Raw genomic sequence first — 22,033 nt, forward strand, 5'->3', positions numbered from 1 at the left:
CAGAACGCGGCACGGGGATCGCAGTACGGGGAGGACAACAGCAGTGGTCGACGACACCGGCATCGGTGATCCGCCGGACGGACTGACCGCCGCCGAGATCGGCATGTGGCAGGCCTTTCGCAACGGCAGTGTGTACGACCTCCGGTCGGGGGACGCGATGGCGGACGACCCGCACGGCGGCCACCCCTGGGGCCCGGAACGCAGTGTGCGCGCCCGCATCGTGTGCTGGCTGCTCCTCGACGGGCCGCCCGCGCTGTCGGGCCGGGTCTCGTCGCTGAAGCTCTCGGGGCTCCAGATCACGGACGTACTCGATCTGGCGGGCGGCGAGATCCTCCCCTATGCCGAGATGAAACACTGCCGCTTCGAGAAGGAAGTGCTCGTCCCCGAGGCCAAGTTCACCACCCTGCGGCTCGTCAACTGCTCGATCCCGCGCGTGGAGGCGGCCCGCCTGCACACGGAGGGCGACCTGCATCTGCCGCGCTGCCGGATCCACAACGGCATGCGGCTCACGGACGCCCAGATCGGCACCGACCTGCTGATCAACCAGGCCGTGATCTACCGCGACCGGCGCGGCAACTCGATCATGGGCGACGGGCTCTCGGTCGGGCAGGACCTGCAGGCCGAGATGATGGAGTCGCACGGCCAGCTGAGCCTGCGCGGCGCGAAGGTCGGCGTCTCCTTCAGCCTGCGCGGCAGCAAGCTCGCCAATCCGTACGGCCAGCGGGCGCTCAACGCCCCGCAGATGACCGTGGAACGCACCCTCTACATGACGCCGGCCGCCCTCGGCGATCCCCCCATGACCAGCGGCACCACTCCCCCGCGCGGCACCCGCGTCCAGCGCTTCGAGTGCCAGGGCGGCATACGGCTCGACGACGGGCGCTTCGGGGACGCCGTCGACCTGGCCCAGGCCCGCTTCACCCTGGAGAACGACCAGGAGGTGTCGCTGCGCCGCGTCCAGACCCCCGAGCTGCGCTTCCTCGGCGAGGCCCCGCAGCGCGGCAAGATCATTCTGTCCGGCGCCAAGGTCGTCAACCTCATCGACAAGTCGACCAGCTGGCCGGGCCCCGGCGGCCTCCAGATGGGCGGCTTCAGCTACGAGAACCTCGTCCCGCAGGGCAGCTTCCCGCTCACCCGGCGGCTGGCCTGGGTGGCGGCCGCGACCGCCGAGTACAACCCCGAGCCGTACGAGAAGCTGGCCGCCGTCCTGCGCAACGGCGGCGAGGACGCCGACGCCCGCGAGGTCCTGCTCGCCAAGCAGCGCAGACGCCGCGAGACCCTGCCGCTCGCGGCGAAGCTCTGGGGCTTCGCCCAGGACTGGACGGTGGCCTACGGCTACCGGCCCGGCCGTGCCGCCCTGTGGATGGCGGTGCTCTGGGCGGTGAGCGCGGTGGCCTTCACCCGAGCCGACCACCCGGCGATCAAGCCGGGCGAGCACCCGAACTGGAACCCCGCGCTCTTCTCCCTCGACCTGCTGCTCCCGGTCATCAACCTCGGCCAGGACAGCTACTGGCAGCTGCGCGGCGGCTGGCAGTGGTTCGCGGCCATCCTGATCCTGCTCGGCTGGGTGCTCGCGACGACGGTCGCGGCGGGTGCGACCAGGCTGCTGCGGAGGAACTGAGGAGCCTGCCGGGCCGCCCAGGAGCAGAGATTTTGCCAGCCCTTGACCATGTGTCAGGCAACCTCACGACCGATGCCAAAGCTTCACCGGCCACCCTCTGGCACTGCCCCGACCTGCGGATTTCAATACCCACACAATGGCACTTCTGCGCGCCCTGATCCGCACCGCACGCATGGTCAGGAACACACCACTCCTCGCCTCCGGTCTGACCCCCGACGACGAGGTGCTCCTCGACGCGCCCGACGACCGGCTCGGCCCCGCGCTCGTCGCCGCGGGCCGGGGCGACCACGGCCCCGCCGCCAAGCTCCTCGCCATGACGCGCGAGGACAACGAATGGGAGAACCGCGACCGCTACACGACGCGGCTGGCCGCCTTCGCCCGCTCCCGCCCCGAGTGGTTCGACCACTGGCAGGCCTCCTCGCCGCACGACCCGGACGCGCTGCTCGTCAAGGCCGAGCTCGCGGTCGTCCGCGGCTGGGAGTCGCCCGCCCGCGCCGAGCTGCTGCGCGACGTCGCGCCCCTGATCACCGCCGCCGCCGAGGCGGACCCGCGCGACCCCGTGCCGTGGCGGATCGCCCTGGACCACGCGCGCGGCACCCACGCCCCGCAGTCGGTCTTCGACGAGATCCGCGCCGAGGCGGTGCACCGCTCCTCGCACCACTACGGCTGCCACGCCTCGGCGCTCCAGTACCTCTCCGCGTCCTGGTACGGCTCGCACCGCCAGTGCTTCGACTTCGCCGAGCGGGCCGCCCGCGACGCGCTGCCCGGCTCGCTGATCCAGGCGCTGCCCGCGCGGGCCGCCTTCGCGTACCTCACCAGCGCTTCGGGGAGTGTGCCGCGCGAGCGCCTGGACGCCGCGGCCGACCTGGGGATCGCCGTGTCCCGGGAGTACGAGGCCGGGGACCCCTGGCCCGCGGAGGTCCGCAACGTCCTCGCGTTCGTCCTCGTACGCCTTGAGCGGTGGAGCGACGCCCTGGAACAGATGCGGCTCATCGGGCCCTATGCGACGTCCTTCCCCTGGGACCGCGTGTCCGACGATCCCCTCGGCCAGTTCCTGGAACTGCGCGACGGCATACGCATCGAAGTGGCCTCGACGACCCCGCTGCGCACCGGGGGCGGACGTCCGGACTCCGACGACCATTAGGCTTCAGGCTCGTGACCACCGTCCGGCTTCCGCTCTTCCCGCTCAACTCGGTGCTGTTCCCGGGGCTCGTGCTCCCGCTGAACGTGTTCGAGGAGCGTTATCGCGCCATGATGCGCGACCTGCTCAAGACCCCCGAAGAGGAACAGCGCCTCTTCGCGGTCGTCGCCATCCGTGACGGCCTCGAGGTCGCGCCGAGCGCCCCGGGCCTCCCGGACCCCACCTCACAGCCCGAGCAGGGCCCGACCGCCGGCTTCGGCGACGACCCGCTCAAGGCCTTCCACGCGGTGGGCTGCATCGCGGACGCGGCGACGATCAGGGAGCGCGCCGACGGCGGCTTCGAGGTGCTCGCCACCGGCACCACCCGTGTACGCCTGCACTCGGTGGACGCCTCGGGCGCCTTCCTGACCGCGGAGGTCGAGGAGCTGCCCGAGGAGCCCGGCGAGGAGGCCGGTGCGCTCGCCGAGGGCGTCCTGCGGGCGTTCCGCGCCTATCAGAAGCGACTCGCCGGGGCGCGCGAGCGGTCCCTGTCCACGGGCGCCGAACTGCCGGACGACCCGTCCGTGGTGTCGTATCTGGTCGCCGCCGCCGCCGTCCTGGACACCCCCACGAAGCAGCGGCTCCTGGAGGCGCCGGACACGGCGTCACGCCTGCACGACGAGCTGAAAGTCCTTCGCGCCGAGACCGCGATCATCCGTAATCTGCCGTCGTTGCCCGCGACGGACCTCACGCGCGGCACCACAAGCCTCAACTGACGTAAGGCGCGAGCGCTTTGGCGAAGAAGCAGAAGAAACAGCAGTCCGGCACGGGCGGCACCCCGGCGACGGTGGCCCTCACCGCGGCGGGCGCCGACTACACGGTGCACGCCTACGAACACGACCCCGCGCACCCCTCGTACGGCGAAGAGGCGGCCCAGGCCATGGGCGTCTCCCCCGAGCGGGTCTTCAAGACCCTGGTCGCGGAGGTCGACGGCGAACTGACGGTGGCCGTGGTCCCGGTGGCGGGCACCCTGAACCTCAAGGCCCTGGCCACGGCGGTCTCCGGCAAGCGCGCGGTGATGGCGGACCCCGCGGCCGCCGAACGCACCACGGGATACGTACGGGGTGGCATCTCGCCCCTCGGCCAGCGCAAGAAGCTCCGCACGGTCCTCGACGACTCGGCCTCCTCGCACGCCACGATCTGCGTGTCGGCGGGCCGCCGGGGCCTGGAAGTGGAACTGGCCCCCGGTGACCTGGCGCGTCTCACCGGCGCGGTACTGGCCCCGATCGGGCGTGAATAGGCCCTCGACGGGGGCCGCGGACTCGACTAGTACCACCCTCATGTCGAAGAAGACGCGCAAGAGGAAGTGGCGGGTGCGCAAAGGCAAGGCGAACCACGGAAGGCGCCCCGCCTGACGTCCACGGCCGCCCGAGGGGCGGTCTCACGCCCCGGTGGAGTCCGGGCCGCCCGCTGCCCGCCCGGGGTCCCCGTAGGGCAGGGGGTACGGCTCGGGGTCCCGGGGCCCGAAGAGTCCGGTGAGGCCCAGGTGCACGAGCAGCGCGGCCACCGGCCAGGCGAGCAGCGCGCCCTTGGCCTTGAGCTCCATGGGGGCGTCGAACGCCACGCCCTTGCCCACGGACTTCGCGTGGGCGACGACATCCGTCTCGGGCCCGAGGAAGATACCCAGGCGCCAGGCGAGCACGGCCCCGAGCAGGCTCCCGGCCGTCAGCCCGACGACCAGCGGAATGCCGCCGCGCCTGCGCAGCAGGAACACCACGGCGCCGCTCACCGCGCCGAACGCGAGCGCGAGCAGGGTGAACGTTCCGTCGACGCCGATCGCCTGCTCGCCCTCGGTGTCCTTGAGGTACACCGTCTCGCTGTCGGCGATCAACGGCACACGAGGCGCGAGCCACAGCCACAGCAGGCCGAGCGCCACGCCGCAGACCGCCACCACGACCGCGATCACCGCGGCCTGCCGCACTTCGGTCTTCATGCCAGGACCGTCCTCCTCGTTCGCCGGCAGGGGAACGGCTCCGGACGGCTGAGCGGTTTGCTGCCAGGGGTCGTGCGGGGGCCGGTCGTGGGGCGGTTGGGAGGGCGTCAGCGGTGCAGTCACCCACACATGGTGCCAGTACTACCTGAGGACCGCTTCACCGCGAGGCAAGGACCGCGTCATCGCACGGCCGCACGGCGGTACGCCCAGGTGGCGATCGCGAGCGAGGCGACGCCGACCCCCGCGCAGACGGCGAGATCGAGGACGACGGCCGCCCAGTCCGGATGCGGCCCGAAGGTACGGGCGAATGCCTCGACCCCGTAGGTCGAAGGCAGCAGGTCACGCGCGTACTGCAGGAACCCGGGCATCCGCTCGGCCGGGAGCACCCCGAGGAGCAGTGCCGCCGACATGCCCAACTGGCCGAGCAGCGTGGCCAGTTCAGGGCGGGGTGCGAGCAGCCCGAGGGCGGCGCCGAGCCCGGCGAGCGCGGCACCGGCCAGGGGGATCACCGCGGCGAGCACCCAGAGGTTCGCCATCGGGAGCCCGAAGAGACCGCACCCGACGATCGCGGTGACGAGGGTGCCCGGCACGGTGAACGAGGCGTAGGCGCCCGCGGCGCCGAGGACCACCGCGGCGGGCGGCACGGGCAGCGTGGCGTAGTGGTCGAGGCCGCCGTCGGCCCGCAGCTGCCCGAAGTACTGCGCGAGCAGGTTGAGCGCGACGAACGCGACGACGAGCACGGAGGATCCGGCGACGACGGCACGCGCCTCATCGCCCCCGTCCACGACGCCCCGCATCAGGATCATGATCCCGACGGACTGGAAGGTGGCCACGAAGAGCAGCGGGATGCGTGCGACGCGGGCCCGGGACAGCTGCGCCCGGTAGACGGCCGCGAGCGCGGGGAACAGCCGCGCACGGGGCCCCAGGGGCTCGGCGGCCTCGGCCTGCCACGCGCGGTCGTCGGCCCGTACGGCCGCTTCCAGGGGAACGGCACTCACCGAACGGTCCTCCTGCTGTCGCTGTTCATCCGTCCGGCGAAGGTCACGCCTTCACCAGCCCTTCCCCGTTCCCGCCCAGGGCGAGATATACGTCCTCCAGACTCGGTGTGGCCAGGGTGAAGTCGTCGAGCGCGGCGAAGGCGGCCCCGCCGGTGACCGCCGCGACGGCCGCCCGCGCCTCGTCGGGGGCCAGCCGCAGCGACCAGCGGCGGCCGGACTCCACCGCGGACGAGCGCAGCGCGGCGACCTCGGGGACGTCGAGCGGCGCCCGCTCCCGCCAGACGAGCTCGACCCGCACCTCGCCGGCGACCTGCTCCTTCAGCCCCACGGGGCTGTCGCAGGCGATGACCTTGCCGTGGTCGAGGACGGCGACGCGGTCGAGGACCGTCTCGGCCTCGATGACGTTGTGGGTGACGAGCAGCACCGTCGTGCCGTGCTCGGCCCTGCGCCGGTCGACCGCGCCCCAGACGGCGCGCCGCGCGATGGGGTCCATGCCGGTCGTCGGCTCGTCGAGGACGAGCAGCGGCCGCTGCCCCACCAGGGCGGTGGCGAAGCAGGCGAGCCTGCGCTGCCCGCCGGAAAGCTTCTTCAGCGGCCGCGAGGCGAGGCCGCTGAGCGCGAGTTCGTCGAGTACGCCGTCCCGCTCGGCCCGCGCCGCGCGGACGTCGAGGCCGCGCAGCCGCGCGGTCGTCTCGACGGCGAGCGAGACGGTCAGCTCGTCCAGCGCGGTGGACTCCTGCCCCAGGTAGGCGAGGATCCGCGCGGCCCGCTCGGGGTGGCGCAGGATGTCGTGCCCGAGGATCTCGACGCTGCCGCTGTCGGGCCGCATCAGGCCGGTCAGCTGCCGTACGAGGGTGGACTTGCCGGCGCCGTTGGGACCGAGGAGGCCGAAGATCTCGCCGCGCCTGACCTCGAGGCTGATGCGGTCGGTGGCGCGCACCTCGGGCGTCGCGGGCGTGCCGCGCCTGCCGCGGGCGGCGGGATACGTCTTGACGAGGTCGCGCACCGCGCAGACGACATCACTGCCGTGACCCTGTCGGAGCCCCTGTCGGACTGCCTGTGCCGAGCGCGTACTCACGAAGGACGAGGGTACGGGGTCCCGCGCCCGGTACGTCGCCCGGGTCGCCCAGTACGCCCCGTATCAGTCATCTGCGGACGCGTTCCCTCACTCGTTCGCATGCCTGTTCGTCACTCGCCGGAGCGGTCACCCACCGGCGCGTGCTCCACCGCCGTGTGCACGTCGATCTCGCGCCAGAAGCCGGCCCTGATCGCGTACCGGTCGTGCTCGTCGATCTGGTCGTCCTTGTGGGCGAGCAGACCGAAGCGCGCCGCGTACCGCAGGAGCTCGCCGTCGACGCGGTGCGGGATGCGCGGGTACATCGTCGAGAGTTTCTGCAGGTTGTGCTGTTCCGGCAGGCGGGCCATCCAGCGGCGCGCGAACACCTGCCCGACCTCGAAGGGATCACCGCCGACGGTGGTGATGTCCTCCTCGCGGTCCGCCCAGCGCTGCTCGGCCGTCGTCAGCTGGGCGAGCGTCGGCAGGGCGGCGGCCTCCGGGCTCTCCGCGGCGCCGCCGGGGCGCTCGACCCAGCCCTTGTCGGAGGACCAGCGCAGCGTGGCGTTGGTGGGGTGCTGAGCGGCCTGGGTGCCGGGGCCGCGCAGGGCGGCCAGATCCTTGGGGGTGGGCACGCCCTTGCCCGGCGGGATGTGGTGGGCGCCGCCGCTGTCGCCGTTGGCCCCGGCTTCGGCGTGCCGGCCGTCCTGGGCGTGCTGCCCGTCATGGCCGTGCCGGCCGACCCCGGCGGCCTCGTCGGCGGCCCGCTGGGCGCTGGCCGCGAGCGCGGACTCCGGCAGGGGCGCGGAGAGGATGGCGGCGATCTCGGGGCGCGGGACGGGAGAGGGCGCGCAGACGCCGGTGAGCTCCTTGGGGCGTACGGCCTTGGTGATCCAGGCCCGGTCGAGGACGCGCCGCTCGTCGGCCTCGGCCACGAGGTCCTCGGACTGGTTGTAGTCCCCGTCGGCGGCCTGGACGGCCCACAGGTGGACGGCGACGCCGTGCTCCTTGGCGGCCATCATGCCGGGCAGCAGGTCGCCGTCACCGGTGACGAGCACGATGTCCGAGCAGGCGCGGTTGCGGGCCAGTTCCGTCAGCTCGGCGTGCATGGCGGCGTCGACGCCCTTCTGGGCCCACCGTCCGTCGCTGCGGGTCAGGGCGCCGAGCCTGACCGTCACGCGCGGCATGACGCGCAGCCTGCGGTGCTCGGGCTGCGGCACGCGGTCGGGGGCTCCGTCGAACCAGTAGATCCGGAGCAGGGGGCGCTCGGTGTCGGATTCCGCGCGCTCACGGATGCCCTGGATCAGGGCGGTGTGATCGACGGTGATCCGGGACCGGGACGGCTCGCCCGCGAGGAGACTCGCGGCGGCACCCAGCAGATACCCGGCGTCCACCAGGACGATGCAGCGGTCCACGCGATCCACCCTCTTTCCCTGGAGATTCCCTGGAAGTAATGGTTCGGGTTTCCTTCGAGTCTGCCCGACCCGGCGGAGGTTAACGGCCGGAACTCGATCTTCGGCGTGGCGTATCGCGACTTCACTCCCCGACAGGGCTTATTACGCACGGTAATTCTCTGAAATGCGCAGCTTGTCGCCGTATGTGAATCTGGTCGCATCCTGGCCCCCAGATCCCCCTCAGGAGGAAGATCACCATGGCCAAGAACAAGAACCGCAAGCAGGGTGGCGACCAGAACCGCGCTTCGGCCGCGGAGCAGGCGCAGGAGCAGGCGAAGTCGTCGGCGGAGCAGGCCGAGTCGAGGATGAAGGACGCCGTGCAGTCGCAGGGCAGCCCGGCCGAGGTCGCGCGCAAGCACCAGCGGCGCTTCGGCCACAACTGACGCCTACACAGGCGGATAAGCGTGAAGGGGCGCACCCGGAGTTCCGGGTGCGCCCCTTTCTGCGAATCCGACCCCTACCCGGCCAGACAGGACGGGCCGAGCAGCACCTTCAGGTCACCGAAAAGGGCGGGATCCGGCTGTACCCGGTGGCGGTCGAGCCGCAGCACCGTCGTCTTCTGGGCTCCCTGGAGCTTGATCCGCACCTCGCTGTTGCCGCGGTGGTGGCTGAGGATCTCACCGAGGCGGCTGACCATCGGCGGGGTCACCTTCACCGTCGGGATGGTGATCAGGACGGGCGCGTTGGTGCCCGCGTTCGACAGGTCGGGGACCTGGAGTTCCATCGCGACCAGACGCGGCACGTCCTCGCGCTTGTCGAGGCGGCCCTTGACGAACACCACGGCGTCCTCGACGAGTTGGGTCGACACCAGCTGATAGGTCGCCGGGAAGAACATGCACTCGATGGAGCCCGCCAGGTCCTCGACGGTCGCGATCGCCCAGGCGTTGCCCTGCTTGGTCATCTTGCGCTGGAGGCCCGAGATGATGCCGCCGATGGTGACGATCGAGCCGTCCGAGTAGTCACCGCCGGTGAGCTGCCCGATGCCCGCGTCGGCCTTGTCGGAGAGGACGTGCTCCAGGCCGAACAGGGGGTGGTCGGAGACGTACAGACCGAGCATCTCCCGTTCCTGGGCGAGCAGATAGGTCTTCTCCCACTCGTCGGTGGAGAACTCCACGTCGAGCCCGAAGCCCGGCTCGTCCCCGCCGGACTCGTCGCCCATCCCCCCGAAGAGGTCGAACTGCCCTTCCGCCTCCTTGCGCTTGACCTGCACCACGTTGTCGATCATGGGTTCGTACTGCGCGGTCAGGCCCTTGCGGGTGTGCCCCATGGTGTCGAAGGCGCCCGCCTTGATCAGGGACTCCGTGGTCCGCTTGTTGCAGGCGGCGGCCTCGACCTTGTCGAGGTAGTCGGGGAAGGAGGCGAACTTCCCCTTGGCCTTGCGCGAGCGGACGATCGACTCGACCACGTTCGTGCCGACGTTGCGGACGGCCTCGAGGCCGAAGAGGATCACGTCGTCGCCCTGGGCGGCGAAGTTGTGCACGGACTCGTTCACGTTGGGCGGCAGGACCTTGATGCCCATGCGCCGGCACTCGTTCAGGTAGATGGCCGACTTGTCCTTGTCGTCCTTCACCGAGGTGAGCAGCGCGGCCATGTACTCGGCGGGGTAGTTCGCCTTGAGGTAGGCGGTCCAGTACGTGACGAGGCCGTACGCGGAGGAGTGCGCCTTGTTGAACGCGTAGCCGGCGAAGGGGACCAGGACGTCCCACAGGGCCTGGATCGCGGCGTCCGAGTAGCCGTTCTTCTTCGCGCCCTCCTGGAACAGGACGAAGTTCTTGGCCAGCTCGTCGGGCTTCTTCTTGCCCATCACGCGGCGCAGGATGTCGGCTTCGCCGAGGGAGTAGCCGGCGATGATCTGCGCGGCCTTCTGCACCTGCTCCTGGTACACGATGAGGCCGTAGGTCAGACCGAGCGTCTCCTTCAGGGGCTCTTCGAGCTCCGGGTGGATCGGCGTGATCTCCTGGCGGCCGTTCTTGCGCTCCGCGTAGTTGATGTGCGAGTTCATGCCCATCGGGCCCGGGCGGTACAGGGCCGATACGGCGGAAATGTCCTCGAAGTTGTCGGGCTGCATCTGGCGGAGCAGCGAGCGCATCGGGCCGCCGTCGAACTGGAAGACGCCGAGCGTGTCACCGCGGCAGAGCAGTTCGAAGGTCTTCGGGTCGTCCAGCGGGAGCGAGAGCATCTCCAGGTCGATGCCCTTGTCGTTCCGCACCATCTTGACGGCGTCGTCCATGATGGTGAGGTTTCGCAGACCCAGGAAGTCCATCTTGAGCAGGCCGAGCGACTCGCACTGGGGGTAGTCCCACTGCGTGATCGTCACGCCGTCCGTGTGCCGCACCCAGATCGGCGCGTGGTCCACGATCGGCTCGCTGGACATGATCACGCCGGCCGCGTGCACGCCCATCTGCCGGACGAGGCCCTCCACGCCCTTGGCGGTGTCGATGACCTTCTTCACGTCCGGTTCGTTCTCGTACATCCCCCGGATCTCGCCCGCCTCGCTGTAGCGCGGGTGCTTGGGGTCGGTGATGCCGGAGAGGTCGATGCCCTTGCCGAGGACGTCGGCGGGCATCGCCTTGGTGAGGCGGTCGCCCATCGCGTACGGATATCCGAGCACGCGCGCGGAGTCCTTGATGGCGTTCTTCGCCTTGATCTTTCCGTACGTGCCGATCATGGCGACCTTGTCGGCGCCGTACTTCTCCGTCACGTACCGGATCACCTCGACGCGCCTGCGCTCGTCGAAGTCGATGTCGACATCGGGCATGGACACGCGCTCGGGGTTGAGGAACCGCTCGAAGATCAGGCCGTGCGTGATCGGGTCGAGGTCGGTGATGCCCATGGCGTACGCGACGATCGAGCCGGCCGCCGAACCACGGCCGGGGCCGACCGCGATGCCGTTGTTCTTGGCCCACATGATGAAGTCGGCGACCACCAGGAAGTACCCCGGGAACCCCATCTGGATGATGATGTCCATCTCGTACTCGGCCTGCTGCTGCCGGTCCTCGGGGACACCGCCCGGGTAGCGGCGGTTCATGCCGACCCGGACCTCCTCCTGGAACCAGGTGACTTCGGTGAAGCCCTCCGGGATCTCAAACTTCGGCATGAGGTCGCGCTTCTCGAACATGCCGGTGGTGTCGATCTGCTCGGCCACCAGGAGCGTGTTGCGGCAGCCCTCCTGCCAGGCGTCCGAGGAGTCGATGGCGTACATCTCGTCCGTGGACTTCAGGTAGTAACCGGTGCCGTCGAAGCGGAAGCGGTCCGGGTCCGAGAGGTTCTTGCCGGTCTGGATACAGAGCAGGGCGTCGTGCGCGACGGACTCGTGCGCGTACGTGTAGTGCGAGTCGTTCGTCACCAGGGGCGGGATGCCGAGCTTCTTGCCGACCCGGAGCAGGTCGTCGCGGACCCGGCGCTCGATGTCGATGCCGTGGTCCATCAGCTCCAGGAAGTACCGGTCCTTGCCGAAGATGTCCTGGTACTCGGCGGCAGCCTTCACGGCCTCGTCGAACTGGCCGAGGCGCAGCCGGGTCTGGAGCTCTCCGGAGGGGCAGCCGGTGGAGGCGATCAGCCCCTCCGACCACTGGGAGATCGTCTCCTTGTCCATGCGCGGCCACTTCTGCAGCCAGCCCTCGGCGTACGCGTCCGACGACAGCCGGAAGAGGTTGTGCAGGCCGGTGCTGTTCGCCGCCCAGATCGTCTTGTGGGTGTAACCACCCGAACCGGAGACGTCGTCACGCTTCTGGTGCGGCTGGCCCCACTTGATCTTCCGCTTGTTGCGGCGGGACTCGGGCGCCACATACGCCTCGATGCCGATGATCGGCGTCACGCCCGCCTTCTGCGCCGAGTGGAAGAAGTCGTACGCCCCGTGGAGGTTGCCGTGGTCGGACATGGCGACGTGCGTCATGCCCATCTCGTTACAGGCGTTGAACATGTCCTTGAGCCGCGCGGCACCGTCCAGCAGCGAGTACTGGGTGTGGACGTGGAGGTGCGTAAAGGGCGGCTTGGTCACGGCGGGAGGCCTCCGGAGAACGATGGGCGACAGGCTGCGGGCAGTCTGGGGGGACAGCGGGGAAGTCTAATCCGGAGCACTGACAAGCGGCGGGCACTCGGGGGTACCGTCGTGCGTTGGACAGGTCGGGACACCTGTCCAAAATGTCATGCACCGCCTAGCACCACCCGTTACCTGGAGGCACCCCGCGATGTCGGACCCGCAGCCCACCGCTGAGCAGCGCGGCGAGCAGATCCTCGCCGTCTTCGACACGGCGTTCGGCGAGCTCCTTGCCGCGGACCCCGCCGCGTTCCGGGTGAAGTTCCGCAAGATGGCCGGTTCCGCCTTCGCGTTCTACCGCGGCACGGCCTGCCTCTTCTACGGGGACCTGGAGCGCGAGCAGCACGGCGGTCCCTACCTGGACGAGCGCACGGGGCGGGTGTGGATCCACGGCGACCTGCACGCGGAGAACTTCGGCACGTACATGGACGCCCAGGGCCGCCTGATCTTCAACGTGAACGACTTCGACGAGGCCTACGTCGGCCCCTTCACCTGGGACCTGAAGCGCTTCGCCGCTTCCGTGGCCCTCATCGGGTACACGAAGGCGCTCAGCGACGAGCAGATCACCGACCTGGTCCGGATCTTCGCGGCGGCGTACCGCGAGCGGATCCACGACCTGGCGACCGGCGCCAAGAGCGACGAGGTGCCGCCCTTCACCCTGGACACCGCCCAGGGCCCGCTCCTGGACGCGCTGCGCGACGCGCGCTCGCTGACGCGCTTCGGTCTCCTGGACTCCATGACGGAGATCCGCGACTTCGAGCGCCGCTTCGCCCCGGGTGGCGGCTCCATCGAGCTCGACGCGGCCACGCGGTACAAGGTGCTCGCCGCTTTCGACGGCTATCTGGAGACGCTGCCCGAGTCCTCGCTGACCCGCCCCGACTCGTATCGGGTCAAGGACGTCGTGGGCCGGCGCGGCATCGGCATCGGCTCCGCGGGCCTGCCCTCGTACAACATCCTTCTGGAGGGCAACAGCGACGCCCTGGAGAACGACGTCGTGATCTACCTCAAGCAGGCGCAGACCCCGGCCGTCTCGCGGCACATCACCGACGGCGCGGCCCGTGACTACTTCCAGCACGAGGGCCACCGCACGGTCATCTCGCAGCGCGCGCTGCAGGCGCACGCCGACCCGTGGCTGGGCTGGACCGAGCTGGACGGCGCCGGACAGCTCGTCGCCGAGGTCTCTCCGTACGCCGTGGACCTGGACTGGTCGGACATCGACGACTGGGAGGAGATCGCCGCGGTCATCGCCGACCTGGGCCGCGCCACCGCCACGATGCACTCCGCGGCGGACGACGAGAGCGGGCACTCGGACCTGGTGCCGTTCTCGACGGAGCGCGCGATCGACGCCGCCATCGCGGCGGACGAAGAGGGCTTCGGAGACCTGCTCGTGGACTTCGCGCACGAGTACGGCGCGCGGGCCCGCAGGGACCACCAGATCTTCGTCGACCTGTTCCGTAACGGTCGGATTCCGGGTCTGTAGTCCATCGTGTAACTCACAGGCACCCTTTAGGGCTGCCTTATAGGAGCACATGGCACACTCGGCTGCGCGATGGACATATCCGGGACCCAGCTCAGAGCCGTGCGCGCGGCGCTCTTCACGGCGCTCGTCGTGACGCTCTCCGCCGCGTCGCACGTGCTGCTCTCCCGCGCCCCGCTGCCGCCGGCCACCGTCGCCGTGATCTCCGTCGCGGTCTTCGTCATCGCGTACGCCCTGGCGGGGCGCGAGCGTGGCTACGGCCGCATCGCCGCCCTGCTGATCCCCCTGGAACTGGCCGCCGACACGGTGTTCACCGCGGGGCAGCACGTCTGTTACGGCCAGGCGGGCGGGCCCGTCGCGGGTCCGCTGCGCTCCGTCGGCTTCGACGTGCTGTGCGGCGGCGCCGGCGTGGGCGCCCCGCTGGCCCGGATGACCGGCGGCGACGGACACCGTGCCGCCGTACTGCTCGCCGACGCCGAGCCGAGCGCGGCCTGGCTGCTGCTCGGCGCGCACGTCGCGGTCGGCCTGCTCGCGGCGGCCTGGCTGCGGCGCGGGGAACGCGCCCTGGCCCAGGTGCTGCGCGCGGTGGCCGCCTGCACCTTCCGGCCGCTGCTCGTCGCGGTCGCCGCGGTGGGCATCCGCCCGCGGCCGGTCCTGCGGGCCCGGCGTCCCGCGCGCCGGGTGCGTACCGCGCGTTCGCGGCTTCTCGTGCACTTCGTGGGACGGCGTGGACCGCCCTGCTCGGCCGTCTTCGCCTGAGCATCACCGTCCCCACGCACGTCACCCCTACGGAGAACGACATCATGAGCAAGCGCAACAGCCAGGCGGCCAAGTCGGCGGCCCGCGAGCGGATCCGCGCCCAGCAGGAAGCGGAGCGCAAGCGTCAGAAGCGGAAGCGGTCGATGGTCGTCGGCGTCTCCGTCGTCGCGGTCCTGGCGATCGCGGGCGGCGTCGGCTACGCCGTCATGCAGGCCAACAAGCCCGGCCACTGGGACGCCGCCAAGGACGAGAAGCTGGTCAAGCCGGCCAACTCCGCGGGCACGGACGGCACGACCGTCGTCATCGGCAAGGACAGCGCCAAGAAGACCCTCAAGGTCTACGAGGACCCGCGCTGCCCGGTCTGCGCCGGCTTCGAGCAGACCGTGGGCCCGACGGTCGAGAAGGACCTGAAGGACGGCAAGTACAAGATCCAGTTCATCGGCGCCTCGTTCCTCGACCGCAACCTCACGGGTGAGGGCTCCAAGAACGCGCTCAGCGCGCTGGGCGCCGCCCTGAACGTGAGCGACCAGGCCTTCCTCGACTACAAGAAGGCGCTGTTCTCCAAGGAGAACCACCCCTCCGAGACCGAGGACAAGTTCAAGGACGACGCGTACCTGACCAAGATCGCGAACCAGGTCCCGGAGCTGAAGAAGAGCAAGACCTTCGCGAAGGACCTGAAGGACGGCACGTACGACCGCTGGGCCCTGGAGATGTCGAAGAAGTTCGACGACAACAAGGACGGCGTCGACGGCACGCCCTCCTTCGTCATGGACGGCAAGAAGCTGACCGGCTCCGACAAGAAGAACGCGCCCTCGACGGTCGAGGAGTACAAGACGGCCATCGACGCGGCACTCAAGGCCTGAGCGGACACCGCGTCGCTCGCTGAGCGGCGCATGGCAAAAGAGCGGGCGAACGTTTCGTGGTTCGCCCGCTCTTGGCGATTACCGATCAGTAAGGTGATCGCCCGTGACCAGTCGAAACAGCGATCAGAGATCGCTCAACGCCCCGGCCAGATCGCTCCCTTCTCCGGCCGATTCGCTCAACTCCGCGGCCCCCAGCCGCCGTACGGTCGTCAAGGCCGCGGCGGCCACCGCGGCCCTCGCGCCGCTCGCCGCGGCTCCCCTCGCGCACGCCGCCGCGGGGCCCGCGTTCCACCACGGCGTCGCGTCGGGGGACCCGCTGCCCGACGGCGTCCTGCTGTGGACCCGCGTGACCCCGACACCCGAGGCCACGCCGGGCTCGGGCAAGGGCCCCGACACCGAGGTGCGCTGGGAGATAGCCAAGGACAAGGGCTTCACTCAGGTCGTCGGCCACGGCAGCACGACCGCGCGGGCCGCGGCCGACCACACGGTCAAGGCCGACGTAAGGGGCTTGAGCCCTGCCACCACCTATTACTTCCGCTTCTCCGCGGGTGAATCCGGCGGCGACGGCACCCCGGTGCACTCCCCCGTGGGCCGCACCCGCACCACTCCCGCGCACGACGCCTCGGCCCCCGGTGTCCGGTTCGGGGTGGTGTCCTGCGCCAACTGGGAGGCCGGTTACTTCTCCGCGTACCGCCATCTCGCGGCCCGCACCGAGCTCGACGCGGTGCTCCACATCGGCGACTACATCTACGAGTACCAGAGCGGCGAGTACCCGGCCGCCGAGTACGGCGTGCGGCAGCACGAGCCGCGGCACGAGATCGTCACCCTCGCCGACTACCGCGTCCGGCACGGCGCCCACAAGACCGACCCGGACGCGCGGGCCATGCACGCCACGCACCCCCTGATCGCGATCTGGGACGACCACGAGTTCGCCGACAACACCTGGTCGGGCGGCGCGGTGAACCACTCCCCGGAGTCCGAGGGCGGCTGGGCACAGCGCATGGCGGCAGCCAAGCAGGCGTACTTCGAGTGGATGCCCGTACGCCCTTCCACCGAAGGCACCGTCTACCGTCGCCTGCGCTTCGGCAAGCTGGCCGATCTGCACCTGCTCGATCTGCGCTCCTTCCGCTCCGAGCAGGCGGGATTCGGCAGCGGAGACGTGGACGACCCGGACCGTACGATCACGGGCCGCGCCCAGCTCGACTGGCTGAAGGCGGGCCTGGCCTCCTCCGACGCCTCCTGGAAGCTGGTCGGCACCTCGGTGATGATCTCGCCGGTGGCCTTCGGCTCCGTGCCCGCCCATCTCCTGGAGCCCATCGCGGAGTTGCTCGGGCTGCCCAAGGAGGGCCTCGCGATCAACGGCGACCAGTGGGACGGCTACACCGACGACCGCAAGGAGCTCATCTCCCACCTGGTCGACAAGGCGATCCGGAACACGGTCTTCCTCACCGGGGACATCCACATGGCGTGGGCGAACGACGTACCGGTCAGGGCCGCCACGTACCCCGGATCGCCGTCCGCGGCCACGGAGTTCGTGGTCACCTCCGTGACCTCCGACAACGTGGACGACATGCTGCACGTCGCCCCGCACACCCTCTCGCTGGTCGCGGTCGGCGCGGTGAAGGCGGCCAACCGCCATGTGAAGTGGCTGGACATGGACTCGCACGGCTACGGCGTCCTCGACGTCACCGCCGAGCGCTCGCAGATGGACTACTACGTCCTGTCCGACCGCAAGGACCCCGCCGCGACGTCCAAGTGGGCCCGTTCGTACCGCACCCTCAGCGGCACCCAGCGGGTCGAGCGGGCGTACGCGCCGGTGCGCTGACCGGGTCACGCGCACCGCTGCCGAAGCCGCCCTTTACTCTGACGGCATGAGTGACCCGGGGGATGTGGTGGACGGTCGTTTCGAGCTCATCGAGCGGCTCGGCAGCGGAGGCATGGGCACGGTGTGGCGGGCGCGCGACACCGTGCTGCACCGAGAGGTGGCCGTCAAGGAGGTGCGCCCCGCGCTGCACGAGCTGACGGACGAGCAGTCGCGCGTCCTGCGGGAGCGGGTGCTGCGCGAGGCCAGGGCGCTGGCCCGCCTCAACCACCCCCATGTGGTGACCATCCACCACATCGTGGACACGGGCCCGCACCCCTGGCTGGTGATGGAGCTGCTGCCGGGGCGCACCCTCCAGGACCTCCTGGAGCAGGGCCCCTTGCCGCCCCAGGAGGCGGCGCGCATCGGCCGCCAGCTGCTCTCGGCGCTGCGCGTCGCCCACGCGGCGGGCATCCTGCACCGGGACGTGAAGCCCGCGAACATCCTGCTGCGGGAGGAGACCCCCGGCACCGGCGTCTCCGTGGTCCTCACCGACTTCGGCATCGCCTCGCTCCAGGGCTCCACGCAGCTCACCGCGACCGGCGACCTGATCGGCTCGCCGGAGTACATCGCGCCCGAGCGCATCCGCGGCACGGACCGGGGCCCGGCCGGCGACCTCTGGTCACTGGGCGTCGTCCTCTACGTCGCCGCGGAGGGCGTCAGCCCGCTGCGCCGCGCCACGACCCTGGCCACGCTCGCCGCCGTGCTCGACGCCCCGGTGCCGCCGCCGGTGCGCTCGGGGACGCTCACCCCGGTCCTGACCGCCCTTCTGGTGCGGGACCCGGCGCTGCGCCCGGACGCGGAGCACCTCGACGCGATGCTCGCCGACGTGGCGAACGGCGTCACCGTCACCCGGCAGCCGACGCTGGTCTCAAAGCGCCCGGCGGCCCTGGTGGAGCCGCCGGCCGCCGAGCCCCGCGGGCGTACGCCTGTGCTCGTCGCGGCGGTCACGGTGGCGCTCGCCCTGGTCGCCGGTGCCGCACTGGTGCTGGCGCTGCAGGACGGGACGAAGACGGACAGGGCGCAGGGCAAGGGCGGCGCGCACCCCTCCGCGGAGGCTTCGCCCGAAGGGTCGCCGAAGCCCGGCAAGACGCCTGGACCGGAGTCCTCCCCCGCCGTCCCGCCCGCATCGGGCAGCTGGATCGCCCAGCTCTTCTCCGAGCCCGTCGGCTCCGGCACGGACGAGCGCGACCGCCGGCTCGCGGCCGTGCGCGAGGACGTGCCGGAGGCGCGGTATCTGCGCAGCGACGACTACGCGTCGCTGCGGCCGGGCTTCTGGGTGATCTACGCCCCTGGGCCCTTCACGGACGGCCGGGCCGCGCTGCGGTTCTGCGCCGAGCGCGGCAGGACCACCGACAAGGACTGCGCGGGGCGCTATCTGAGCTCCAGCGACGCCGACTTCGGCATCATGTGCAAGCCGCCCGCCGGCGCCCCGGTGGGACGCTGCACGCGCGCGTGAAGGGCGGCCGCGTGACGGCCCCACGGGCCGCGACGGGCTACAGCGTCTCCAGGAAGCCGATCGCCGTCCGCCACGTCGCCTCCGCCGCCTCGGCGTCGTAGTCGTCCAGGTCGGGGTCGGTGAAGATGTGGCCGGCCCCCGCGTAGCGGTAGACCTCGACGTCGGCGCCCGTGCGGCCCATCTGGAGGTACCACGCGCTCAGCCAGTCGTCCGTCTCGAACGGGTCGGGCTCGGCCACGTGCAGCTGCACCGGCAGCTCGTCCACCGTGGTGTTCTCGGCGATGTCGGACGTGCCGTGCAGGAGCAGCAGTCCGCGCGCCTTGTCGTCGCCGAGGGCGAGGGTCTGCGCGGTGGCGGCGCCGAACGAGAACCCGGCGTAGACGAGACCCCGCTCGGAGTAGGGCGCGGCGGCCAGGATCGCCCGCTTCAGGAGCTCGTCCTTGCCGAGCTCGTCCTTGAAGGCCATGCCTTCCTCGACGGTGTCGAAGGTGCGCCCGTCGAACAGATCGGGCGTCCACACCTCGTGGCCTTCCGCGCGCAGCCGGTCGGCCGCCGCATGCACCGCGGGCCGCAGCCCGTACGTCGAGTGGAAAAGCATGATGTTCATGAGGCCATCGTGCCACTTACCCTCGGGGGCATGGAGAACGTACTGCGTCCGTTGATCGTGGTCGGCGGCTCGGTCGTGCTCACGCTGGCCGTGGTTTGGCTGGCCGATGTGCTGCTGCGCCGGGCCGACGACCGTCACCCCGACACGCCCCTGTGGGGTCTGCTGCGCCGCTGCCGACTGCCCTCCCAACTGTCCCTGTGTGCTGCCTTGTTGCGCGGCTTGTTCGAACACGCGGAGATCGGAAAGGATCATTCGGCGGGTATCGCGCAGACCCTGACCCTGGTGCTCATCGGGTCGGTGGCCTGGCTCCTCGTCCGTATCGCGACCGCCATCGTGGAGGCCACCTACGCCCAGTACGCCAACGCGCACCGCGATCCGGCCCGCGTCCGGCGGGTGCGTACGCAGGTCACACTCATCCAGCGGGTGGTCACCGCGATCGTCGGTGTCGTGGCCGTCGGAGCGATGCTGCTCACGTTCCCCGCCATGCAGGCGGCCGGGACATCGCTGCTCGCGTCGGCCGGTGTACTCGGCATCGTCGCGGGCGTCGCCGCCCAGTCCACGCTGTCGAATCTCTTCGCGGGACTGCAGATCGCCTTCGGCGACATGGTGCGGATCGGCGACACGGTCGTCGTGGACGGCGAGTGGGGCACCATCGACGAGATCACCCTGACGTTCCTGGCCGTACGGACCTGGGACGAGCGGCGGATCACGATGCCGGTGTCCTACTTCGTGTCGAAGCCCTTCGAGAACTGGTCGCGCGGCGGCTCCCAGATGACCGGCACGGTCTTCTTCCAGCTGGATCACAGCGCGCCCATCAACGAGATGCGCGAGAAGCTCCAGGACATCCTGCGCGAGTGCGCCGCCTGGGACGGCAGGGACTGGGGCCTGGCGGTCACGGACACGACGCCGAACACGATCCAGGTCCGCGCCCTGGTCACCGCCAAGGACGCGGACGACATCTGGACGGTGCGGGTCACCGTGCGCGAGCACCTGGTCCGCTGGCTGACCGAACACCACGCGTACGCCCTGCCGAAGGTCAGCACGGCCTGGGCCGAACTGCCGCCGGACGACGACGGCCCGCATCCGCCCCCGCCGATAGTGCCCCGCACGGGCCGGGGCTGAGTCCTCGGGCCTGGCTCAGGACCGCAGGCTGCGTACGTCGAGCTGGTGCAGGACCCGGTCGACGATCTCCGGATCGGCGCCGGGTTCACTGCGCGCGGCGAGGATCTCGTGGCGCGCGGCCGACATCATGTCGCGCTGGATGCGCTGGACCGCCTTGAGCCGGTCGGCGCGCTTGGAGTACCGCTCGCGCCGCTCGTCGTCGACGATGTCGGGGCTGATCCTGGCCCCGATGTCGAAGGCGCCGCGCAGCAGCCGCTCCGAGAGGTCCTCCGGCAGCTCCTCGACCTCCTCGATCTCCTTCAGGCGGCGCTTGGCCGCCTTGGCCGCCCGGACGGCGAGATCACGCTCGACGGCCCGCTCGGCGTCCGTGTCCGCGCGCACCCCGAGCTTCTTCACCAGCCAGGGCAGGGTGAGCCCCTGGACGACGAGCGTGGCCATGATCACGCAGAAGGCGATGAAGATGATCTCGTCGCGGGCCGGGAAGGGGTCGCCGTTCTCCGTCTTGAGCGGAATGGCCAGGGCGAGGGCGACGGACGCCACACCGCGCATCCCGGACCACCACATGACGACGGTCTCGCGCCAGGTCGTGGGGATGTCCTCGTCGTAGTCCCGCAGCTTGTGCAGCCGCTTGGCCAGCCAGGTCGCGGGCAGCAGCCACAGCAGCCGTACGCCGATGACGACGGCCACGACCGCCGCGCCCCAGCCGATCATCTGCAGTTCACGGCCGTTCGCGGTGCCGAAGACGTTGTGCAGTTCGAGCCCGATGAGCCCGAAGGCGACGCCGGTGACCAAGGTGTCGACGATCTGCCAGAACGTCTGCCCGGTGATCCGGCCGAGGACGTCGTCCGCGTCGGCGCCGTGCTCCGCCAGATAGAGCGCGGTGGTCAGCACGGCGAGCACGCCGGATCCGAGGAGCTCCTCGGCGAGCACGTAGCTCACGAAGGGCACGAGCAGCGTCAGGCCGGTCTGCAGGGTGGCCTCGCCGAGCACCCCCATGAGCTTGTTGGTCAGCCAGCCGAGGGCGACGCCCACGGCGATGGCGACCACCCCGGACAGCACCAGCTGCCCCACCGCCGACGGCCAGGAGAACGTCCCGCTGATCGCCGCCGCGATCGCCACGTGGTAGAGCACGATCGCCGTGACGTCGTTGAAGAGGCCCTCCCCCTCCAGGATCGACACGAGCCGCCGCGGCAGCCCTAGCGACCCGGCGACGGCGGTCGCGGCGACCGGGTCGGGCGGCGCCACGAGCGCGCCGAGGGCCACGGCCGCGGCGATCGGAAGTCCGGGGACCACCGAGTTGGCGATGGCGGCGACCGCGGCGGTCGTCACGAAGACGAGGGCCACGGCGAGCAGGAAGATGGGGCGTCTGTTGGCCGCGAACTGCCGCCAGGAGGTGCGCTGGACGGCCGCGTACAGCAGGGGCGGAAGGACCAGCGGCAGGATGTAGTCGGGCGGGATCTCGACGTTCGGGACCCAGCTGACGAAGGCGAGCACGATCCCGGCCAGCGTCATGAGGACGGGCGCGGGCAGTCCGAGCCGCTCCCCCAACGGCACCGTCACGACAGCACCGAGCAACAGAATGAGCAGCAGCGCCAGTTGGTCCACGGTG

General features: G+C 70.8%; 18 protein-coding genes. 11 read left to right on the forward strand and 7 right to left on the reverse strand.

The features are described 5' to 3' along the window. The first annotated feature begins 103 nt into the window (after window positions 1-103). From ACWGIH_RS41425 to ybaK, 4 genes are all read left to right on the forward strand, one after another. Window positions 104-1,618 carry an oxidoreductase gene (locus tag ACWGIH_RS41425; RefSeq protein WP_453450376.1) on the forward strand — a complete coding sequence of 505 codons (1,515 nt, stop codon included), beginning with the start codon at window positions 104-106 and terminating at the stop codon, window positions 1,616-1,618. 136 nt (window positions 1,619-1,754) lie between these two features. Beyond that, the gene (locus tag ACWGIH_RS41430; protein ID WP_453450359.1) at window positions 1,755-2,762 is read left to right on the forward strand and encodes a hypothetical protein; all 1,008 of its coding nucleotides are present in this window, start codon (window positions 1,755-1,757) and stop codon (window positions 2,760-2,762) included. 11 nt (window positions 2,763-2,773) lie between these two features. Further along, window positions 2,774-3,514, forward strand: a complete 741-nt coding sequence (locus tag ACWGIH_RS41435; RefSeq protein WP_453450358.1) for an LON peptidase substrate-binding domain-containing protein — start codon at window positions 2,774-2,776, stop codon at window positions 3,512-3,514. A 17-nt stretch (window positions 3,515-3,531) separates the two neighbouring features. Next, window positions 3,532-4,038, forward strand: a complete 507-nt coding sequence (ybaK, locus tag ACWGIH_RS41440) for a Cys-tRNA(Pro) deacylase (protein WP_453450357.1) — start codon at window positions 3,532-3,534, stop codon at window positions 4,036-4,038. A gap of 141 nt (window positions 4,039-4,179) precedes the next feature. Here ybaK and ACWGIH_RS41445 read toward each other — a convergent pair whose 3' ends face one another. From ACWGIH_RS41445 to ACWGIH_RS41460, 4 genes are all read right to left on the reverse strand, one after another. Further along, a complete protein-coding gene (locus tag ACWGIH_RS41445) occupies window positions 4,180-4,854 on the reverse strand; it encodes a DUF2567 domain-containing protein (protein WP_453450356.1) in 675 nt (224 codons plus the stop codon). A 56-nt stretch (window positions 4,855-4,910) separates the two neighbouring features. Further along, entirely contained in the window at window positions 4,911-5,729 is an 819-nt protein-coding gene (locus ACWGIH_RS41450; RefSeq protein ID WP_453450355.1) for an ABC transporter permease, read from the reverse strand. 43 nt (window positions 5,730-5,772) lie between these two features. Further along, on the reverse strand, window positions 5,773-6,807 hold the full coding sequence (locus ACWGIH_RS41455; protein ID WP_453450354.1) for an ABC transporter ATP-binding protein: 1,035 nt from the start codon (window positions 6,805-6,807) through the stop codon (window positions 5,773-5,775). Between the two features lie 110 nt (window positions 6,808-6,917). Then, on the reverse strand, window positions 6,918-8,198 hold the full coding sequence (locus ACWGIH_RS41460; RefSeq protein WP_453450353.1) for an NYN domain-containing protein: 1,281 nt from the start codon (window positions 8,196-8,198) through the stop codon (window positions 6,918-6,920). Window positions 8,199-8,434: 236 nt separating this feature from the next. Between ACWGIH_RS41460 and ACWGIH_RS41465 the strand changes: the two genes are divergently transcribed. Beyond that, window positions 8,435-8,620 carry a hypothetical protein gene (locus tag ACWGIH_RS41465; protein WP_160504509.1) on the forward strand — a complete coding sequence of 62 codons (186 nt, stop codon included), beginning with the start codon at window positions 8,435-8,437 and terminating at the stop codon, window positions 8,618-8,620. Between the two features lie 74 nt (window positions 8,621-8,694). Here the strand turns inward: ACWGIH_RS41465 and dnaE are convergent, their stop codons facing one another. Continuing rightward, window positions 8,695-12,237, reverse strand: a complete 3,543-nt coding sequence (gene dnaE, locus ACWGIH_RS41470; protein ID WP_453450352.1) for a DNA polymerase III subunit alpha — start codon at window positions 12,235-12,237, stop codon at window positions 8,695-8,697. A 190-nt stretch (window positions 12,238-12,427) separates the two neighbouring features. On the opposite strand from dnaE, the gene ACWGIH_RS41475 reads away from it, so the two are divergent. The 5 genes from ACWGIH_RS41475 (at window position 12,428) to ACWGIH_RS41495 (ending at window position 18,695) form a co-directional block, all read left to right on the forward strand. Further along, complete coding sequence (locus ACWGIH_RS41475; protein ID WP_453450351.1) at window positions 12,428-13,756, forward strand: DUF2252 domain-containing protein; 1,329 nt, start codon at window positions 12,428-12,430, stop codon at window positions 13,754-13,756. Between the two features lie 69 nt (window positions 13,757-13,825). Continuing rightward, window positions 13,826-14,512 carry a hypothetical protein gene (locus tag ACWGIH_RS41480; RefSeq protein WP_453450350.1) on the forward strand — a complete coding sequence of 229 codons (687 nt, stop codon included), beginning with the start codon at window positions 13,826-13,828 and terminating at the stop codon, window positions 14,510-14,512. A gap of 44 nt (window positions 14,513-14,556) precedes the next feature. Next, a complete protein-coding gene (locus tag ACWGIH_RS41485) occupies window positions 14,557-15,375 on the forward strand; it encodes a thioredoxin domain-containing protein (protein WP_453450349.1) in 819 nt (272 codons plus the stop codon). Between the two features lie 103 nt (window positions 15,376-15,478). Continuing rightward, window positions 15,479-17,200 (forward strand): alkaline phosphatase D family protein, encoded by a 1,722-nt coding sequence (locus ACWGIH_RS41490; protein WP_453450348.1) that lies wholly within the window; start codon window positions 15,479-15,481, stop codon window positions 17,198-17,200. 46 nt (window positions 17,201-17,246) lie between these two features. After that, complete coding sequence (locus ACWGIH_RS41495) at window positions 17,247-18,695, forward strand: serine/threonine-protein kinase (protein ID WP_453450347.1); 1,449 nt, start codon at window positions 17,247-17,249, stop codon at window positions 18,693-18,695. Window positions 18,696-18,732: 37 nt separating this feature from the next. On the opposite strand, the gene ACWGIH_RS41500 is transcribed toward ACWGIH_RS41495, so the two are convergent. Then, window positions 18,733-19,302, reverse strand: a complete 570-nt coding sequence (locus tag ACWGIH_RS41500) for a dienelactone hydrolase family protein (protein ID WP_453450346.1) — start codon at window positions 19,300-19,302, stop codon at window positions 18,733-18,735. A 30-nt stretch (window positions 19,303-19,332) separates the two neighbouring features. Between ACWGIH_RS41500 and ACWGIH_RS41505 the strand changes: the two genes are divergently transcribed. Then, window positions 19,333-20,424: a mechanosensitive ion channel family protein gene (locus tag ACWGIH_RS41505; RefSeq protein ID WP_453450345.1), complete on the forward strand. Its 1,092-nt coding sequence runs from the start codon at window positions 19,333-19,335 to the stop codon at window positions 20,422-20,424. A 15-nt stretch (window positions 20,425-20,439) separates the two neighbouring features. Here the strand turns inward: ACWGIH_RS41505 and ACWGIH_RS41510 are convergent, their stop codons facing one another. Then, window positions 20,440-22,029, reverse strand: a complete 1,590-nt coding sequence (locus ACWGIH_RS41510; RefSeq protein WP_453450344.1) for a Na+/H+ antiporter — start codon at window positions 22,027-22,029, stop codon at window positions 20,440-20,442. Window positions 22,030-22,033 lie beyond the last annotated feature (4 nt).

It is taken from the genome of Streptomyces sp. NPDC054872, assembly GCF_053610705.1.

What these genes read in the sequence shown, in the direction of transcription:
- ACWGIH_RS41480 (WP_453450350.1), top strand. Translation starts at nt 13,826, where the DNA reads ATGGACATATCCGGGACCCAGCTCAGAGCCGTGCGCGCGGCGCTCTTC.
- ACWGIH_RS41495 (WP_453450347.1), top strand. Translation starts at nt 17,247, where the DNA reads ATGAGTGACCCGGGGGATGTGGTGGACGGTCGTTTCGAGCTCATCGAG.
- ACWGIH_RS41485 (WP_453450349.1), top strand. Translation starts at nt 14,557, where the DNA reads ATGAGCAAGCGCAACAGCCAGGCGGCCAAGTCGGCGGCCCGCGAGCGG.
- ACWGIH_RS41475 (WP_453450351.1), top strand. Translation starts at nt 12,428, where the DNA reads ATGTCGGACCCGCAGCCCACCGCTGAGCAGCGCGGCGAGCAGATCCTC.
- ACWGIH_RS41430 (WP_453450359.1), top strand. Translation starts at nt 1,755, where the DNA reads ATGGCACTTCTGCGCGCCCTGATCCGCACCGCACGCATGGTCAGGAAC.
- ACWGIH_RS41505 (WP_453450345.1), top strand. Translation starts at nt 19,333, where the DNA reads ATGGAGAACGTACTGCGTCCGTTGATCGTGGTCGGCGGCTCGGTCGTG.
- ACWGIH_RS41465 (WP_160504509.1), top strand. Translation starts at nt 8,435, where the DNA reads ATGGCCAAGAACAAGAACCGCAAGCAGGGTGGCGACCAGAACCGCGCT.
- ACWGIH_RS41425 (WP_453450376.1), top strand. Translation starts at nt 104, where the DNA reads ATGTGGCAGGCCTTTCGCAACGGCAGTGTGTACGACCTCCGGTCGGGG.
- ACWGIH_RS41500 (WP_453450346.1), bottom strand. Translation starts at nt 19,302, where the DNA reads ATGAACATCATGCTTTTCCACTCGACGTACGGGCTGCGGCCCGCGGTG.